Origin of the sequence: Pelotomaculum sp. FP (genome assembly GCF_004369245.1) — a bacterium.
Classification (GTDB): Bacteria; Bacillota; Desulfotomaculia; order Desulfotomaculales; family Pelotomaculaceae; genus Pelotomaculum_C; species Pelotomaculum_C schinkii.
The window spans coordinates 1-14,953 of the sequence record NZ_QFGB01000058.1 but is presented as its reverse complement, the minus strand read 5'-3'; the positions used below and the strand labels follow the sequence as shown (position 1 = coordinate 14,953).

General features: G+C 52.1%; 13 protein-coding genes, 1 tRNA gene and 1 rRNA gene. All 15 read right to left on the bottom strand.

All coding sequences use genetic code 11. The features are described 5' to 3' along the window. Positions 1-32: 32 nt before the first annotated feature. The 15 genes from gltX to rrf all read right to left on the bottom strand — a co-directional run bounded on the left by gltX (position 33) and on the right by rrf (position 14,952). Positions 33-1,508 (bottom strand): glutamate--tRNA ligase, encoded by a 1,476-nt coding sequence (gene gltX, locus Psfp_RS17395; protein WP_134219806.1) that lies wholly within the window; start codon positions 1,506-1,508, stop codon positions 33-35. A gap of 27 nt (positions 1,509-1,535) precedes the next feature. Further along, positions 1,536-1,742: a hypothetical protein gene (locus tag Psfp_RS21830; RefSeq protein ID WP_192895507.1), complete on the bottom strand. Its 207-nt coding sequence runs from the start codon at positions 1,740-1,742 to the stop codon at positions 1,536-1,538. A gap of 5 nt (positions 1,743-1,747) precedes the next feature. Then, on the bottom strand, positions 1,748-2,230 hold the full coding sequence (gene ispF / locus Psfp_RS17390; protein ID WP_134219794.1) for a 2-C-methyl-D-erythritol 2,4-cyclodiphosphate synthase: 483 nt from the start codon (positions 2,228-2,230) through the stop codon (positions 1,748-1,750). Further along, complete coding sequence (ispD, locus tag Psfp_RS17385) at positions 2,227-2,937, bottom strand: 2-C-methyl-D-erythritol 4-phosphate cytidylyltransferase (protein WP_134219793.1); 711 nt, start codon at positions 2,935-2,937, stop codon at positions 2,227-2,229. Before ispD ends, ispF begins: the two co-directional genes overlap by 4 nt. Further along, the gene (locus Psfp_RS17380; protein ID WP_192895506.1) at positions 2,930-4,066 is read right to left on the bottom strand and encodes a PIN/TRAM domain-containing protein; all 1,137 of its coding nucleotides are present in this window, start codon (positions 4,064-4,066) and stop codon (positions 2,930-2,932) included. The genes ispD and Psfp_RS17380 overlap by 8 nt, the downstream gene beginning before the upstream one ends. 150 nt (positions 4,067-4,216) lie before the next feature. Next, entirely contained in the window at positions 4,217-4,693 is a 477-nt protein-coding gene (locus Psfp_RS17375) for a CarD family transcriptional regulator (protein WP_134219792.1), read from the bottom strand. Between the two features lie 230 nt (positions 4,694-4,923). Then, positions 4,924-6,000, bottom strand: coding sequence for a DNA integrity scanning diadenylate cyclase DisA (gene disA, locus Psfp_RS17370; protein WP_134219791.1), 1,077 nt, complete (start codon positions 5,998-6,000; stop codon positions 4,924-4,926). Between the two features lie 8 nt (positions 6,001-6,008). Beyond that, on the bottom strand, positions 6,009-7,361 hold the full coding sequence (gene radA, locus Psfp_RS17365) for a DNA repair protein RadA (RefSeq protein WP_134219790.1): 1,353 nt from the start codon (positions 7,359-7,361) through the stop codon (positions 6,009-6,011). A gap of 641 nt (positions 7,362-8,002) precedes the next feature. Further along, the gene (locus Psfp_RS17360) at positions 8,003-8,434 is read right to left on the bottom strand and encodes a hypothetical protein (protein WP_134219789.1); all 432 of its coding nucleotides are present in this window, start codon (positions 8,432-8,434) and stop codon (positions 8,003-8,005) included. 202 nt (positions 8,435-8,636) lie between these two features. Beyond that, entirely contained in the window at positions 8,637-11,078 is a 2,442-nt protein-coding gene (locus Psfp_RS17355; protein WP_134219788.1) for an ATP-dependent Clp protease ATP-binding subunit, read from the bottom strand. A gap of 20 nt (positions 11,079-11,098) precedes the next feature. Further along, positions 11,099-12,169: a protein arginine kinase gene (locus Psfp_RS17350; RefSeq protein WP_134219787.1), complete on the bottom strand. Its 1,071-nt coding sequence runs from the start codon at positions 12,167-12,169 to the stop codon at positions 11,099-11,101. Then, positions 12,169-12,693 carry a UvrB/UvrC motif-containing protein gene (locus tag Psfp_RS17345; protein ID WP_134219786.1) on the bottom strand — a complete coding sequence of 175 codons (525 nt, stop codon included), beginning with the start codon at positions 12,691-12,693 and terminating at the stop codon, positions 12,169-12,171. The genes Psfp_RS17350 and Psfp_RS17345 overlap by 1 nt, the downstream gene beginning before the upstream one ends. A 27-nt stretch (positions 12,694-12,720) precedes the next feature. Continuing rightward, positions 12,721-13,182, bottom strand: coding sequence for a CtsR family transcriptional regulator (locus Psfp_RS17340; RefSeq protein WP_134219785.1), 462 nt, complete (start codon positions 13,180-13,182; stop codon positions 12,721-12,723). Between the two features lie 195 nt (positions 13,183-13,377). Beyond that, positions 13,378-13,452: transfer RNA gene (locus tag Psfp_RS17335), tRNA-Asn, on the bottom strand. A 1,383-nt stretch (positions 13,453-14,835) separates the two neighbouring features. Next, positions 14,836-14,952, bottom strand: a 5S ribosomal RNA gene (rrf, locus tag Psfp_RS17325). Position 14,953: the final 1 nt, after the last annotated feature.

Below are 14,953 nucleotides of genomic sequence, written 5' to 3'. Positions count from 1 at the left end.
TTACGCCTGACCATTAGGAATGCAGTATTAGCTTACGCCTGACCATTAAGAATTGCAGTATAAGCCCTCGCCTGTTCCAGGCGGTTGGCGACACCGGTTTGGCCGAGGATGGCCATGATCCGGTTTAAATCGGGTCCGTGGGTTTTTCCGGTCAGCGCTACCCGGACCGGCATAAAAATTTCTTTGCCTTTGACGCCCAGCTCTTTGCCGACTTCCTTGAGCAGAAGTCTGGCGCCTGCTTCGGTGAGGGCGGGACCTGTAGTAACCTTGGCTTTGAGGGCTTGCAAAACAGCCGGGACCTGGTTGCCGGCCATGATCTCCCTGGCTTCGTATTCTTCTATGTCGACCTTGTCGCTAAAGAAAATAGCGGCGTGGTCCGTGATTTCCTCCAGACAGTTCAAATAATCCCGTACTAAGGCAACCACCATTTTAACCCACTCATACCTCTTAGCAGTAAGCGGTTGACTTATATAGCCTGCCTCTTCTAAATATGGTATGGCCAGTTCGGTAATCCGTTCCAGGGAGGCGGTACGGATATAGTGGCCGTTGAGCCAGTTTAGCTTATCGAGGTCAAAAACGGCGGGACTTTTGGACACTCGCTCCAGAGAAAAATGCTCCACCAGCTGTTCCAGGGAAAAAACCTCTTCTTCTCCTCCGGGGGACCAGCCCAGCAGCGCCAGAAAGTTAACCAGGGCCTCGGGCAGGTAGCCTTTTGCCTGGTACTGCTCAATAGCGGTGGCGCCGTGGCGCTTGCTCATCTTGCTGCGGTCCTGGCCCAGGATCAGCGACACATGGGCAAACTCCGGGATCTGCCAGCCCAGCGCTTCGAAAATTAAAATCTGGCGCGGTGTGTTCGACAGGTGTTCCTCGGCCCTGATTACGTGGCTGATTCCCATGGTGTGATCATCTATGACCACAGCGAAATTGTAGGTGGGAATACCGTCGGATTTTACAATAATGAAGTCGCCAATGCCGCTGCAATCAAATGAAACCTCGCCCCGGACGAGGTCGTTGACCTGGATGACATGGTTTTCCGGCACCCTAAAGCGTATCACCGGCTTGCGGCCTGCCGCTTCCAGGGCGGCGCGCGCTTGCGGCGTGAGGTTGCGGCAGCGGCCCATATAGCGGACCATCTCGCCTTTTTCCAAAAGCTCTTCCCGCTCGGCTGCCAGTTCCTCCTCCGTACAATAGCAACGGTAAGCCTGGCCGCTTTCCAGTAAGGTGTCTGCATACCGGCGGTAAAGGTCCAGCCTTTCCGTCTGGCGATAGGGCTCGTTGGGGCCCCCAACCTGGATCCCCTCATCCCAGTCCAGGCCAAGCCAGCGCAGGGCATTGAGGATGTTTTCCTCAGATTCCCTGGTAGAACGCTCCAGATCGGTATCCTCTATCCGGACTATTAAAGCGCCCCCGTAATGGCGGGCAAAAAGCCAGTTAAACAACGCCGATCTGGCCCCCCCGATATGAAAGGGACCGGTGGGACTCGGCGCAAAACGGACTCGTACCGGCAACAAAATGGTTCCTCCTTAAGGCGCAAATCAGCCGGAAGTCATATCTAACGGCTGGTTAAATGACCCTTTTTTATCGTAGCTTATTATAACACCTGTTTTATCCGGCAGGCAAATGGTCAATAGCAATTCATAAAAAAATGTGAGTGCGAAAGCCCGCAAGTCAAGCCTTTTCGAAAGAGGCTGATGAGGCTGATGAGGTTGATGACGAACGGCGCCGCGATAACGGCCGGGCAACTGCCCTAAGTCCCCGGACCGCCTTCTAGAAGCGCCGCGCCATAAGCGGCAATACCCTCGCCGGTACCGGTAAAGCCAAGTCCCTCGGTCGTCGTTGCCTTAACGTTGACCTTGGAAGAGCTAATCCCCAGCGCTTCCGCCATCTTTAGCTTCATTTCTTCCATATAGGGAGCCAGTTTCGGTCTCTGGGCCACAACCACCGCGTCTATGTTCCCCACCGTGAAACCCTTTTCGTTCAGCACTTCACCGACTTTTGACAAGAGGATCAGGCTGCTAATTCCTTTATAGCGTTCATCGGTATCGGGAAAATGCCGGCCGATATCACCAGCCCCGGCGGCGCCCAGCAGGGCGTCCATAACGGCATGCGCCAGCACATCCGCGTCGGAGTGCCCCAAAAGCCCCTTGTCATATGGGATCTCGACACCCCCCAGGACCAGCGGCCTTCCTTCCACCAGCCTGTGGACGTCATAGCCAAACCCCACCCTCATTTTTGACCACCCCCGGCCTGAGAGGCCTCGAGCAGGGCCGAAGCCACGATGAGGTCTTCGGGAGTTGTAATTTTGATATTCCGGTAACTGCCATCCACCAATTTCACCGCCATCCCCAGCCTTTCAACCAGCGCCGCGTCGTCCGTGGCCCTGAAGTTTTCCTCATGAGCGCGGCGGTGCGCGTCCAGAATAACCCCGTAACGGAAAGCCTGAGGTGTCTGGGTCAACCACAGCCTGTTTCTGGGCAGGGTTTCGGCCACAAAACCGTCCTCCCGGGCTAGTTTAACCGTGTCTTTTACAGGCACGGCGCAGGTTGCGGCGTCAAACGCAAGGGCGGCCCCGACGACCATCTCCAGGTTTTCATCGCTCAACAGGGGGCGGACCCCGTCATGTATGACCACAATATCCGTATCAGGCGCAAGCGCCAGGAGGCCGCTGTAAACGGAATCCTGGCGCTCTTTACCACCTTGTACGACGGCTGTTATTTTCTTTAGCCCCAGCTTGTCGACCACAGCCCGGCGGCAATATTCCTCTTCACCTTCGCCTACGGCTACCACTATGGCCTGCACCAGCTTGCTGGCTTCAAGAATTCTTAATACGTACCCCAGTATAGGCGCCCCGGCCAGAGCAATAAACTGCTTCTTCACATCCGACCCCATCCGGCTCCCGCAACCGGCGGCAGGCACCACAGCGGCAACCTTAACCAATGGCGTTCACCTCACCCAGATGAGCTTGTCCTTCGCCGCGTTTTTCATACTTGGGCTTGGCAAAAATCATCCGCCCGGCGGCAGTCTGGAGAACACTGGTGACCAGCACCGGGATAGTCTGGTTCATATAACGCTTGCCGTTGTCCACCACGATCATGGTACCATCATCCAGGTAGGCAACTCCCTGGCCCATCTCTTTTCCGTCCTTGACCAACTGCACCACCATTTCCTCACCCGGCAGAACTACCGGCTTCACGGCGTTGGCCAGCTCGTTGATATTTAGAACCTTAACACCGTGCAGTTCTGCAACTTTGTTCAGGTTATAGTCGTTGGTAATGATTTTGCCGCCCAGTTTCTGAGCCAGCTTGACCAGCTTGGTATCCACTTCCGCGACATCTTCCAGTCCCCGGTTGTTGTCGTATATTTGGACTTTTATGTCAACATCTTTCCTCATCTTATTAAGTATATCCAGGCCCCGCCTGCCCCGGTTCCTTTTCAAAAGGTCGGGAGAGTCAGCTATATGGCGCAGCTCTTCCAGCACAAAGGCGGGAATAAGCATAACTCCCTCAATAAAGCCGCTTTCGCACAGTTCGGCGATCCGTCCATCAATAATCACACTGGTATCCAGAATCTTAAAATGCCCCGCTTTGAGCTCGGATTTCAAAGCCCGGTCCTTGCCAAACTTGGGGAAACTGGCGAACAGCGCCAGTAGTTCTTCACGCTTTTTGATGCCGATGCTTAAGCCAAGGTAAGACAAAAATAGTGTAATCAGAATCCATACCAGCTTACCGACAGGACCTAAAAAGGACAGGAGATTGCCTATCAAATTTGCAATTATAAGTCCAATAATCAAGCCGACCGAGCCCATGACCAGATCCTGAGTCGGGGTCCTCTGCAGATACTGCTCGGCAATTACAGTCAATCGCACTGCTCCGCTCATGAGCGGCCGGGCCAGCAGAATTCCGGCAAGCAGGCCGATCAGGGTGGATAAGCCCACCACCCCAAGCCTGAAATGTTGAGGCAGGTCGGTTAAAAAGGCCACCAGGCCACTGTTAACCAGGAAAAAACCAAAAGCCACACCGGAACCGGTAAAAGCAGCCAATAAAATAAAATAAACTGCTTTTTTCACTGTCTTTTTTTCACCCCCTTTCTAAATTTAACGATACTCTGAACAATTTTATATAGCTCTATTATATTTGTTTAAGGAATCGCACATCAAGCAAAAATAATGGAGTTTTAGCGACATATAAAAATAAAGCGCCAGTTTAACCTGGCGCCATTAGGCGAAGGCACCGTCGAGCATCGATTGCGCTTTATCCTCTTCAAGTTCTGTAGCCAGAACCAGTTCGCTGATTAAAATCTGCCTGGCGTTCTCCAGCATTTTTCGCTCACCCGAGGAAAGGCCTTTTTCACGGTCCCTTTTAATTAAATTACGCACCACCTCGGCAACCTCAAAGACATTGCCGCTTTTTATTTTTTCCAGATTGGCGCGGTACCGCCGGTTCCAATTGGGAGACATGGCCGAAGACTGCTGGCGCAGGATCTGCAAAACTTCTTTGACGCCTTCCGAGTCAATGACCTCCCTGAGTCCAACACCTTCACCATTGTTGATTGGAATCATCACCTTCATATCGCCGACAGGGAGCCGCAGTATATAATACTGACGCTTTTCCCCGAGGACTTCCTTCTCCTCGATGGCCTCGATGACTCCAGCACCGTGCATCGGGTACACCACTTTATCTCCTATTTTGAACAAGGCCGTACCCTCCTTAGAAGTTTACCACGTTTAAAGTATAGCATAAAAGGTATCCCTTGTCAAATAAACTATAATTTTAGCATAGCCTTAACATAGTGTCAACATCATTTTGGGAATATTTTTATCATTTTCTCCCAGGGGAAGCAGGGGGACGGTTCTTCTGCTTCCCAAAACAAAAGGAAGCAGAAGAACCGTCCCCCTGCTTCCGAACCGTCCCCCTGCTTCCTTTTTTAACTGTGTCTATCCTGCAGCAACAGGTCGCGATAGCGGCTTAAACCTTCCTTGATGGAGCGGGCACGGACCTCCCCTATGCCCTCTACCTCATCCAGTTCCTCAATAGTGGCTAACAATATTTTATTCAATGCCCCAAAGGTCTTAACAAGGTTATCAATCACAGGCAAGGGCAGCCGTGGTACCTTCTGCAAAATGCGATAGCCCCGCGGCACGACGTGCTGGTCCAGGATACTGGCGCTGCCCGGGTAACCCAGGGCGCGGGCGAGCAAGGAGAGATCCAGGAAGTCCTCGGCGGGCCAGCTGCCGATTACGCCCAGGATGGCGGCAGGCGTCTTGTCGGCCAGGGTGGTCGCGTAGTCCTGGATGATCAAGAGGCCCTCTTCCTCGACATTGGATACCAGTTCCTCCATTTGCATGGTGATCAGCCGGCCTTCCACTCCCAGTTCGGTGGTATATCTTTCAATTTCCTTTACCACCCTTAAGACCATTTCCACCCGCTGGATGGCCTTGGCAACGTCAAAAAGGGTGACCGTCTCTTGAAATTCCATAACGCTTAAGCCCACCAGGAACTTATCCAATACCGAGCGGTATTTTTCAAGGGTTTGGATAGCCTGATTGGCCTTGGTCAAGATTACCCCAAGGTCCCTCAGGACGTATTTAAGGGTACCTTTATAGATAGTAATGATTCCCCGGCGCTGTGAGATGGCGATAACCAGGGCTCCGGTCTGTCTGGCCACCCGCTCTGCGGTACGGTGGCGAATACCCGTTTCGCTGGATGGAACGTTTTGACTGGGGATCATCTGGGTGTTGGCTGCCAGAATCTTTTTGGCGTCCTTGCTGAGGATTATGGCGCCGTCCATTTTAGCCAGTTCATAGAGATTGGAAGGACTGAAATCGGCGTTAATCACAAAGCCGCCCTCTGTGATTTCCATAACCTCCGGGTTTTCGCCCAGGACGATTAGCCCTCCATTTTTGGCCCGCAGGACATTCTCCAGTCCCTCCCGCAAAGGCCTGCCCGGAGCTACCGAACGAAGCACCCGTAATAGCCTGTCTTCCGCTTTTTCTTCCTTCATGGTTCACCTCACGCCAATAAAGCCATTTCCAACGCCCCGGCCAGAGTGTCCGCTCTGAGTAAGCCGTAATCGTCCCCGGACAGGGCGGCGCTGCGGCTCGACATCAGAAAGCGGCTAAAACCCATTTTAAACGACTCTCTGATCCTTTTTTCTACACCCGTAACCGGGCGCAATTCGCCGGTCAAGCCGGTTTCCCCGGCACATGCCAGGCCCGGATCCACCGGAATATCCTTAAAACTCGAGGCCAGCGCGCAGGCCACGGCTAAATCTGCCGCAGGTTCGTCCAACCTTACGCCCCCTACGGCATTGACATAGATATCCTGGTTACCCAGGTTGAAACCCATCCTTTTTTCAAGCACGGCGGTTATCAGAGCCACCCGGTTGTAGTCCACACCGGCTGTCATGCGGCGGGGAGTACCATAGCCCGTCGGACAGACCAGCGCCTGTATTTCCACCAGGAGCGGCCTGCTCCCTTCAAGAGCGGCCGCCACGGCGGTCCCGGGTACGTCCCCCTTGGGGCGTTTGGTAAGAAATATGGCGGACGGGCTGGCTACCTCGACCAGGCCGGCGCCGCTCATTTCAAATATACCGATTTCATTAGTTGAGCCAAACCGGTTTTTAACACCACGCAGGATACGGAAAAACTGGTGCCGGTCCCCTTCCAGATAAAGCACCGTGTCCACCATATGCTCCAGCACCCTGGGGCCGGCCAGCATCCCTTCTTTGGTAACGTGGCCGACTAAAAATATCGATATTCCGGTGGTCTTAGCAAGCCTCATCAATTGGGCGGCGCACTCGCGCACCTGGCCGACACTGCCGGGAGCGGAAGCAAGGTCGGACTTGAACATGGTTTGAATGGAATCAACCACCGCCACGGGAGGAGAGATTTGCCGGAGGTGTCTCTCAACTTGATCAATATCCGTTTCACAGGCCAAGAGCAGCCCCGGCGACAGCGCCCCCAGGCGTTCGGCTCTGAGGCGCACCTGGCGGGCCGACTCTTCTCCTGATATGTACAGTACCGGCATTCTGCAGCTGAGCAGGTGGGCAACCTGCAGCATCAGGGTGGACTTGCCTATGCCTGGATCGCCCCCCACTAAAATCAGGGAACCCGGCACCAGACCTCCGCCCAAAACCCTGTCCATTTCGGCCATCCGGGTGGGGAAGCGTTCCTCTTCCTGAGCGGGCACCTCGGTTACGGGACATGGTTCAAGCAATCCATTTATTGCCGCAGGGCTGACAGTCTTGGGCTGATCCGGCTCTTCCACCAAACTGTTCCAGGCGCCACACCCCGGGCAGCGGCCCAGCCAGCGAGTCGACTGCTGCCCGCATTCCTGGCAGCGAAATTTAGATTTTACACGCATTGACAGAAATCCCCATGTAGTAATTGTTTCTAAATTATAACATTCCCAAGAATAACCTACAATAGCTTATACGCATTCCTTGTGGGTCAGGCTTAGGCCTATACTGCATTTCTTTTGTGTGGGGCGTAAGCTTATGCTGTAATCCTTAGGGGTCAGGCGTAGCGAATCCTGTATTCCTTTGGGGTCAGGCGTAAGCTTATTCTGTATTCCTTTTGGGTCAGGCTTAGGGCGTAGGCTTAGGGGCATTCCTCTTTGGTCAGGCATATGGCGTAATACAAATTGATGTAGGTGCGAATTCATTCGCACACAATCCCAAGGGAATGCATTAAAAGCCTTAAACTGCTTCGCAGTTTTTGTGGGATTAAAATCGCACCTACATTTTTGGCTATAACCAAGGGCCATAATCGCCTCATACAAAATATCCTCTTTTGCGCCAAAAGCCCGGCCAATAAGAAACGCAGTATAAGTTTACGCCTTACGCCCTGACCACAGAGGAATGCCCCATAAGCTTACGCCTTACGCCCGACCACAGAGAAATGCACTACAGAATTACGCCCTACGCCTGACCAGCAAGAAATGCAGTATAAGCTGCGCCTTACGCCTATTTTGCAAAAGAGAACCATTCCGCTGTTCATATAGACTTACTCCGACGGTACAAGCTTCGTGATCGCAGACAGCACCGGCTGTCCGTTTTTGTCATGGAAAAAGTCAAAGGAAACATTGTCTCCCCTGGTCAGGCCCGCCCCGGTAAATCCCGGCGGGGTAAGGAAAGTCTTAGCCTCGTCCCCGACATAAATAACCATCAAGTTGTTGTCAACGTACCCGGCAAACCGTCCTGTCCAACTCTTAATTTCTTTATCCGCAGGCATAGCGGACTGCGCTAAGCCGGATGAGTCGTTTGGGGATGGTTCTTGAACCGGGGCTGTCGCGGCAGGAGTCTGCATGCTGATAACGGGGGGCTCCGGCGGCGCTTCCGGCTGCTTTGTTCCGTTAATAACAAAGTTGACGTAGCCGGTCATAAACAGGAAGATGGTTATAATAATGATTGGGATACCCAGGGCGGGTTTTTTCACTTGTTCTCCTCCTTGAATTTTCAGATATCTCCTCACGCAACTGGCATGCCACCCCATAGGATGAATACCAAGGGTTGCAGGCGCGATTTCAATCGAACACGGCCTGTTAGCCGTACTTTATGACTAATGCAACACTTGTGCGAATGAATTCGCACCTGCATTTTCAGGGCAGCTGTCCATGCCGGGAAGAGAATTTATCTTGCTACACATGGCTTGCGGCAACCTTCTTGATAGTCACGGTTTCTCCTTCCATATCAAGCAGCACACGATCTCCGCGTTTGAAGGTACCCTTAAGCAGTTCTTCGGAGAGCCGGTCCTCAACCAGGCGCAGGATGGCGCGCCTGAGTGGCCTGGCCCCGTAATTCTCATCGAACCCTTCTTTGGCAAGCAAGTCCTTGACGGGTTCGGTGACTTCGATTTCAACATCATTTTCCTTCATTCTGGCTGCGACTTCTTTCAGCATCAGGCTGACGATCTCACGGATATGTTCCTTGGATAGAGCATGGAACACAATGATTTCATCAATCCTGTTTAAGAATTCAGGTCTGAAGGTCCGCCGCAGTTCCTCGTTCACTTTGCTTTTCATGTCCTCGTATTTGTCTTCGGCTTCCTTACCGGTCTTAAAGCCCAGCGTAGCTTCCCGTTTAATGGTATGCACACCCACGTTGGAGGTCATGATAATCACCGTGTTGCGAAAATCGATAGTACGTCCCCTGGCGTCGGTGAGCCTGCCGTCCTCCATTACCTGCAGCAGGATGTTAAACACATCGGGGTGGGCCTTTTCAATTTCATCCAGCAACACCACCGTGTAGGGGCGCCGCCTGACTGCCTCGGTAAGCTGGCCGGCCTCATCGTAGCCCACATAGCCGGGAGGCGCCCCTACCAGGCGGGATACAGAGAATTTTTCCATATACTCGGACATATCAAGCCTGACCATGGCGTCCTCGCTGCCAAACAGCACTTCGGCCACGGCCTTGGCCAACTCGGTCTTGCCGACACCGGTCGGCCCGAGGAAAATGAAGGAACCAATCGGCCGTTTGGGGTCCTTCAAGCCGGCCCGGGCACGCCTTACCGCCCGTGATATGGCGCGGATCGCCTCGTCCTGACCCACCACCCGCTGGTGCAGGACTTCTTCCATTTTCATCAACCTCTCGGACTCGGCCTCCCCGAGCTTTTTCACCGGGACACCGGTCCAACTGGAGGTGATATGGGCAATGTCGTCCTCGTCCACAACGAGGTCAACCCCGACCTTTTGTTGCTTCCAGGATTCCCTGAGGCTTTTCAGTGAGGCCCGAAGCTTTTGCTCCTGATCACGGAATTCGGCGGCTTTCTCAAATTCCTGGCTGTTAACAGCGGCTTCTTTTTCCTTTTGTAAAATCTCCAACCTTTTTTCCATTTCCTTTAATTCAGGCGGAGCGACAAAAGCCTTAAGCCTGACCCGCGAGCCGGCTTCGTCCAAAAGGTCGATGGCCTTGTCGGGGAGGAAGCGGTCGGTGATATAACGGCTGGATAGCTTCGCGGCAGCCTCCAAAGCCGCATCCGTAAATCTAACCCGGTGGTGCGCCTCGTACTTGTCCCTTAAGCCTCTTAAGATCTGGATGGTCTCATCCACCGAGGGCTCTGCCACGGTAATGGGCTGGAAGCGGCGCTCAAGAGCCGCATCTTTTTCTATATGCTTGCGGTACTCGTCCAAAGTGGTAGCGCCGATGCACTGCAGCTCTCCCCTGGCCAAAGCCGGTTTTAAAATATTGGCGGCGTCTATGGCCCCTTCTGCCGCGCCCGCCCCAACCAGAGTGTGGAGCTCATCGATAAACATGATAATATTGCCGTGTGTGCGAATTTCCTCGATTATTTTTTTCAGCCGTTCTTCAAACTCTCCGCGGTACTTGGTGCCTGCCACCAGTGTGCCCATATCCAGGGTAACCACTCTCTTGTTGGCCAGTGTCTCCGGGACAGTGCCCGCCTTAATGCTCTGGGCCAGCCCCTCCGCAATGGCGGTCTTGCCGACCCCCGGCTCACCGATCAGGACCGGATTGTTTTTGGTGCGCCTGCTTAAAACCTGAATGACCCTCTCGATTTCCTTTTCCCGGCCTACGACCGGGTCAAGTTTATCTTCCCTGGCCATAACGGTCAGGTCCCTGCTGTACTGGTCCAGGGTGGGTGTAGCGCTGCTTTTGCCGTCACCTTGAGCCGGTCCCTCAACAGGACTCTGACCGCCCTGGAGGTGGACCAGAGCAGCCCTGCCCTTACGGTAATCGACTCCGTAGGCACCTAAAATTTGGGCGGCCACGCCCTCTCCTTCCCGAATCAGCCCGAGCAGCAGGTGTTCCGGTCCAACATAGCTGTGGCCCATCCGGTGCGCCTCATCAACAGAAAGCTCCAGCACCTTTTTAGCCTTGGACGTCAGAAAAGGATCAGGCGTGGTCGCTTCCGGGGGAGTATCGACCATCTGGCTTGCCGCAAGCCGTATCCGTTCCGGATCGAGACCTACCGCTCCCAGGACCTTGGCAGCGAGGCTCTCACCCTCCAGGATCAGTCCGAGCAGCAGGTGTTCCGTCCCAACATAGGGGCAAGTAGTTTTTATAGCTTCTTCCTTGGCCAACAACAATACTTTGTTTGCCCGCTCCGTGAATCTCTCTTTCATATTGCACCTCCTAAATCACATCACTGGGGTAAATTTTCGAATTCCTTGCGCACCAGCGCCGCCCTGAAAGCATATCTTTGCTGCGCCGGCAGCTCTCTCCCGTTAACCTTATATAAAAAAGCCGGTCTAATTTTGATCATGAGCTCGTTTAATTTGCTGGGATTGATCCCTGTAATAATATTTAAGTCAACGCCCAGGCGCAGGTCGGAAATCAGCCGCATGGCTTCTTCCGAGGTAAGGACCCTGGCATATCTCAATGTCCCGTAGGCGCGGTAAACGCGATCCTCGACTGCCTCCCGGCGCTGCTGGTACAGGGCGATGCGGGCGGTCTGCTCCTGGGACAGGATGTGCCGGGTGCTGACCAGGAGGTTATTGCAGATTTCTTCTTCCGACTGGCCCAAAGTAATCTGGTTGGAGACCTGAAACAGGTTCCCCTGGGCCTCTGTTCCCTCGCCATAAAGTCCCCGTACGGTAAGTCCCAGTTTGCTGATGGCGCTAAGCACCACACCCAGCTGTTTGGTAAGTGTGAGACCCGGCAGGTGCAGCATAATTGAAGCTCTCATCCCGGTACCTACATTGGTAGGGCAGGTGGTCAGATAGCCCAATTTTTCTGAAAAAGCATAGTCAAGCGTTTTCTCCAAACCGTCGTCGACTTTGTCTATAATTTCCCAGGCCTCTTTCAGCTGCAGGCCGGGCAAGAGGCACTGGAGCCGCAGGTGGTCTTCTTCATTGAGCATGATGCTGACCACTTCATCATCACGCAGGACAATCGCTTTGGATTGATAATTGTTCGTGAATTCCGGGCTGATTAAATGCTTATCTACTAGTATTTGCCTTTCAACCGGGGATAATTCGCCCAACATGCTTAATTCGAGGGAGCCGAGCAGATGCTTGGCCTCGTCGTTGGCAATAGCTAGCCTGACCGCGTGAATAACCTCTTCCGCCCGGGTCTGGTCGAGGAGATGAGGAAAAGGTATGCCGGCAAGATTACGGGCTACTCTGACCCGGCTGCTGATAACGATGTTTGACCCCTGCCCCTCGGCGTCCATCCAGGCGCTATGGGCGGTGTTTACTGTTTGCTTGATCGGCATCAAGCCTCACCTCCTTCTTCGAGTTTCTTTTCCAGCTGGCGGATGGTGTCGCGAAGATCGGCAGCCTGTTCAAATTCTTCACGGCTGATAACCTCCCGCAACTGCCCTTTGAGACTTTCAATAGCTTTTAATACTTTGGCGCGTCCCCCGGTACGTTCCGGCACCTTGCCGGTATGCCGGATATTGCCGTGAATCCTTCGTAAGAGCGGCAGGAGCCTATCCTCGAAATGGGAATAACAACTGCCGCAACCCAAGAGGCCCTGCTGAACAAACTGTCCTTCAGCCATGCCGCATTGACCGCACTTTTGGCCGGTGTCCATCACCTGATTGCTGCCGGCCCCGCCAAGTTCATGCAAAAAACCGGCTAAAAAATTATTCAGGTTCAGTTGAGGAGCAAAGCCAAAACCCTGGGGCTGGACCTCTCCGGCGCAGGCCTGGCAGACATGGGTCTCTTTCTTATTCCCGTTGATAATCTCGGTGATGTGTACCGTTGCCGGCCGCTGTCCGCAGCGCTCGCACAACATAGTTCAAAACCTCCTTCAATACAGGCGCTAATCTCTTAGAACCGCTGTTACCATCGCTTTAAGTACTGCCGCACGTAGTTGTTCCTGGGTTTGCGCCTCCAGGAGCTGCGGGTAGCGACCAACTGCCGCCTGCATGATCCTGGCCTCCCGCAGCGAGATCAGTTCTTCTTCGACAAGACGACCAAGCAGTCCCTCAGCTTCATGCTGGGAAATGGCGTCGCCGATTAAATCACATATATCCAGGATTAAATCCACTTTTTGATCCAGAGGTATTTTCACAATCCTGATATACCCGCCGCCGCCCCGCCGGCTTTCTACGAGGTAACCGTGACCGGCTGAAAACCGGGTGGTTAAAACATAATTAATCTGGGAGGGAACACAACTGAAACGCATGGCCAGTTGGCTCCTCTGGACCTCTACAAAATCTTTAGGGCTATTTGAAATCAGGCTCTTGAGATACTGCTCGATCAGGTCGGAAATATTGGACATACCCTGCAACCACCCCCAAAATAAGCTACTGCATTGACCTTAACTGACCTTAACCTTATTATAATAAAAATTTTCTCTATTTGGAATACCTTTTATCTATTTTTACCGCTTATCTGTACCCTAAACGTGAAAAAGAGGGTAACTTTGCCAAATAAAAAGAAAAACCGTGCGCACAGCACGGTCATAATTTTCATATGGCTCCCCGAGTAGGATTCGAACCTACAACCTACCGGTTAACAGCCGGTTGCTCTACCGTTGAGCTATCGAGGAACGAAACGGATCCATAGCTTCCACGCACATTAATATACTACGATCTTAGACTGAAGTCAAGCGCCGTGCCGCTGCAGCAGCTAAAAGATGTCCGGCCAAACGCTATTAGCTTACCCTGATTTTTGATCGTAATACGGATTGAAATACACGATAATAATTATTCCATATAGCATTGACATTTTTCAACTACTGTTTTATGTGACTGTAAAGCAGTATCACTGTAATGCACTTAACAGCCAAACGGTAATTCATAAAATAGGAGTGATATTATACATTTTATAGAAATATTTTACAATATCCTGCATCAATTTTATTTTCTATCTGCTGTCCTTATCCAATAAAAAGTATGACATGCTATTTATATATTCAATGGTTGCTATTCTTAGTTGTGGATTCTTGCTTTACTGAAGCAGACCGAGCCTATCCAATACAACGGCCAACATCTCTCTAGTGACATTACCTTGCGGCTCCGTGCCGTCCATAATGCCTTTTAGCTTTGCCTTATTCCACGAAGCGCCGGCCCAGGGGCTGGCTGAAGCACACTGTAAGCTTTTGATTTCATTTAACATGACATCACTTGCATGCTGCCAACTCCAGAAGCTAATTCCCGGTACTCCAAGTTCACCTGCGATTTTTATAAAACGTACAATTTCCCCAGATCTTATAATTTCATAACTCTGGCCGACTGGAGCCAATGGGCGTCCAAATTGACTGTACTGCTGAACGCAATCCTTTAAAGCATCTTCCGGTGGCATCCTAAAATCGCCCCAATATACCTGCGGCAATGCCACATCACAAAAAGCTGAAAATCGCTTATATGGAAATTGAGCATGATATACCGGGAGGGCAAACGTGCTGTAACCAAGCTTCACATTTTTCATTATTGTTGATGAAGAGATCCCGCCGGATAAAGCAGCTGCTTTTTTCTCACCATTCTGGTTCTCATATTCTGTTTCCGCGTCGATAATCAACCAGTCAGCTCCACCCTTGACTGCCTTTTCCATGCATTTTATTTCACCGGAAATATTATTGCCATAACTGTAACCCCACGCGCCGACTATCAATCCGGCATTTTTTGCAGGACCGGCAATCTTGTCTAATTGATTCCAATAATTTTTACCGTCCCATGCTTTGACGAGTAACCCTGTTAAGCCCAAGCTTACTGCTTTGGTGATAATATTATTTATTACACCCTTTTCTGCAAGCTCCAATTCCCATATCCACATCTGCTTACCAACCCATGGATCCAAATCCACCACTCCATTCCCCAGGATTTCTATAGAGCTAAAACCGGTTATTAATACCATATGTAATAAAATTATCCTTGTCAATGAATCCAAAAAACAAAACCCCACGGTATCAACCGTGAGGTTTTTAAAATTAATCTGGCGACGACCTACTCTCCCAGGGACCGACGTCCCAAGTACCATTGGCTCAGGAGGGCTTAACTGCCGTGTTCGGGATGGGAACGGGTGTACCCCCTCCGACATTGTCACCAGAA

Coding starts and splice junctions, on each gene's coding strand:
- ispF (WP_134219794.1), bottom strand. CDS start 2,230: ATGAGGGTGGGGTTTGGCTATGACGTCCACAGGCTGGTGGAAGGAAGG.
- disA (WP_134219791.1), bottom strand. CDS start 6,000: ATGAAGGAAGAAAAAGCGGAAGACAGGCTATTACGGGTGCTTCGTTCG.
- radA (WP_134219790.1), bottom strand. CDS start 7,361: ATGCGTGTAAAATCTAAATTTCGCTGCCAGGAATGCGGGCAGCAGTCG.
- Psfp_RS17355 (WP_134219788.1), bottom strand. CDS start 11,078: ATGAAAGAGAGATTCACGGAGCGGGCAAACAAAGTATTGTTGTTGGCC.
- Psfp_RS17350 (WP_134219787.1), bottom strand. CDS start 12,169: ATGCCGATCAAGCAAACAGTAAACACCGCCCATAGCGCCTGGATGGAC.
- Psfp_RS17345 (WP_134219786.1), bottom strand. CDS start 12,693: ATGTTGTGCGAGCGCTGCGGACAGCGGCCGGCAACGGTACACATCACC.
- Psfp_RS17340 (WP_134219785.1), bottom strand. CDS start 13,182: ATGTCCAATATTTCCGACCTGATCGAGCAGTATCTCAAGAGCCTGATT.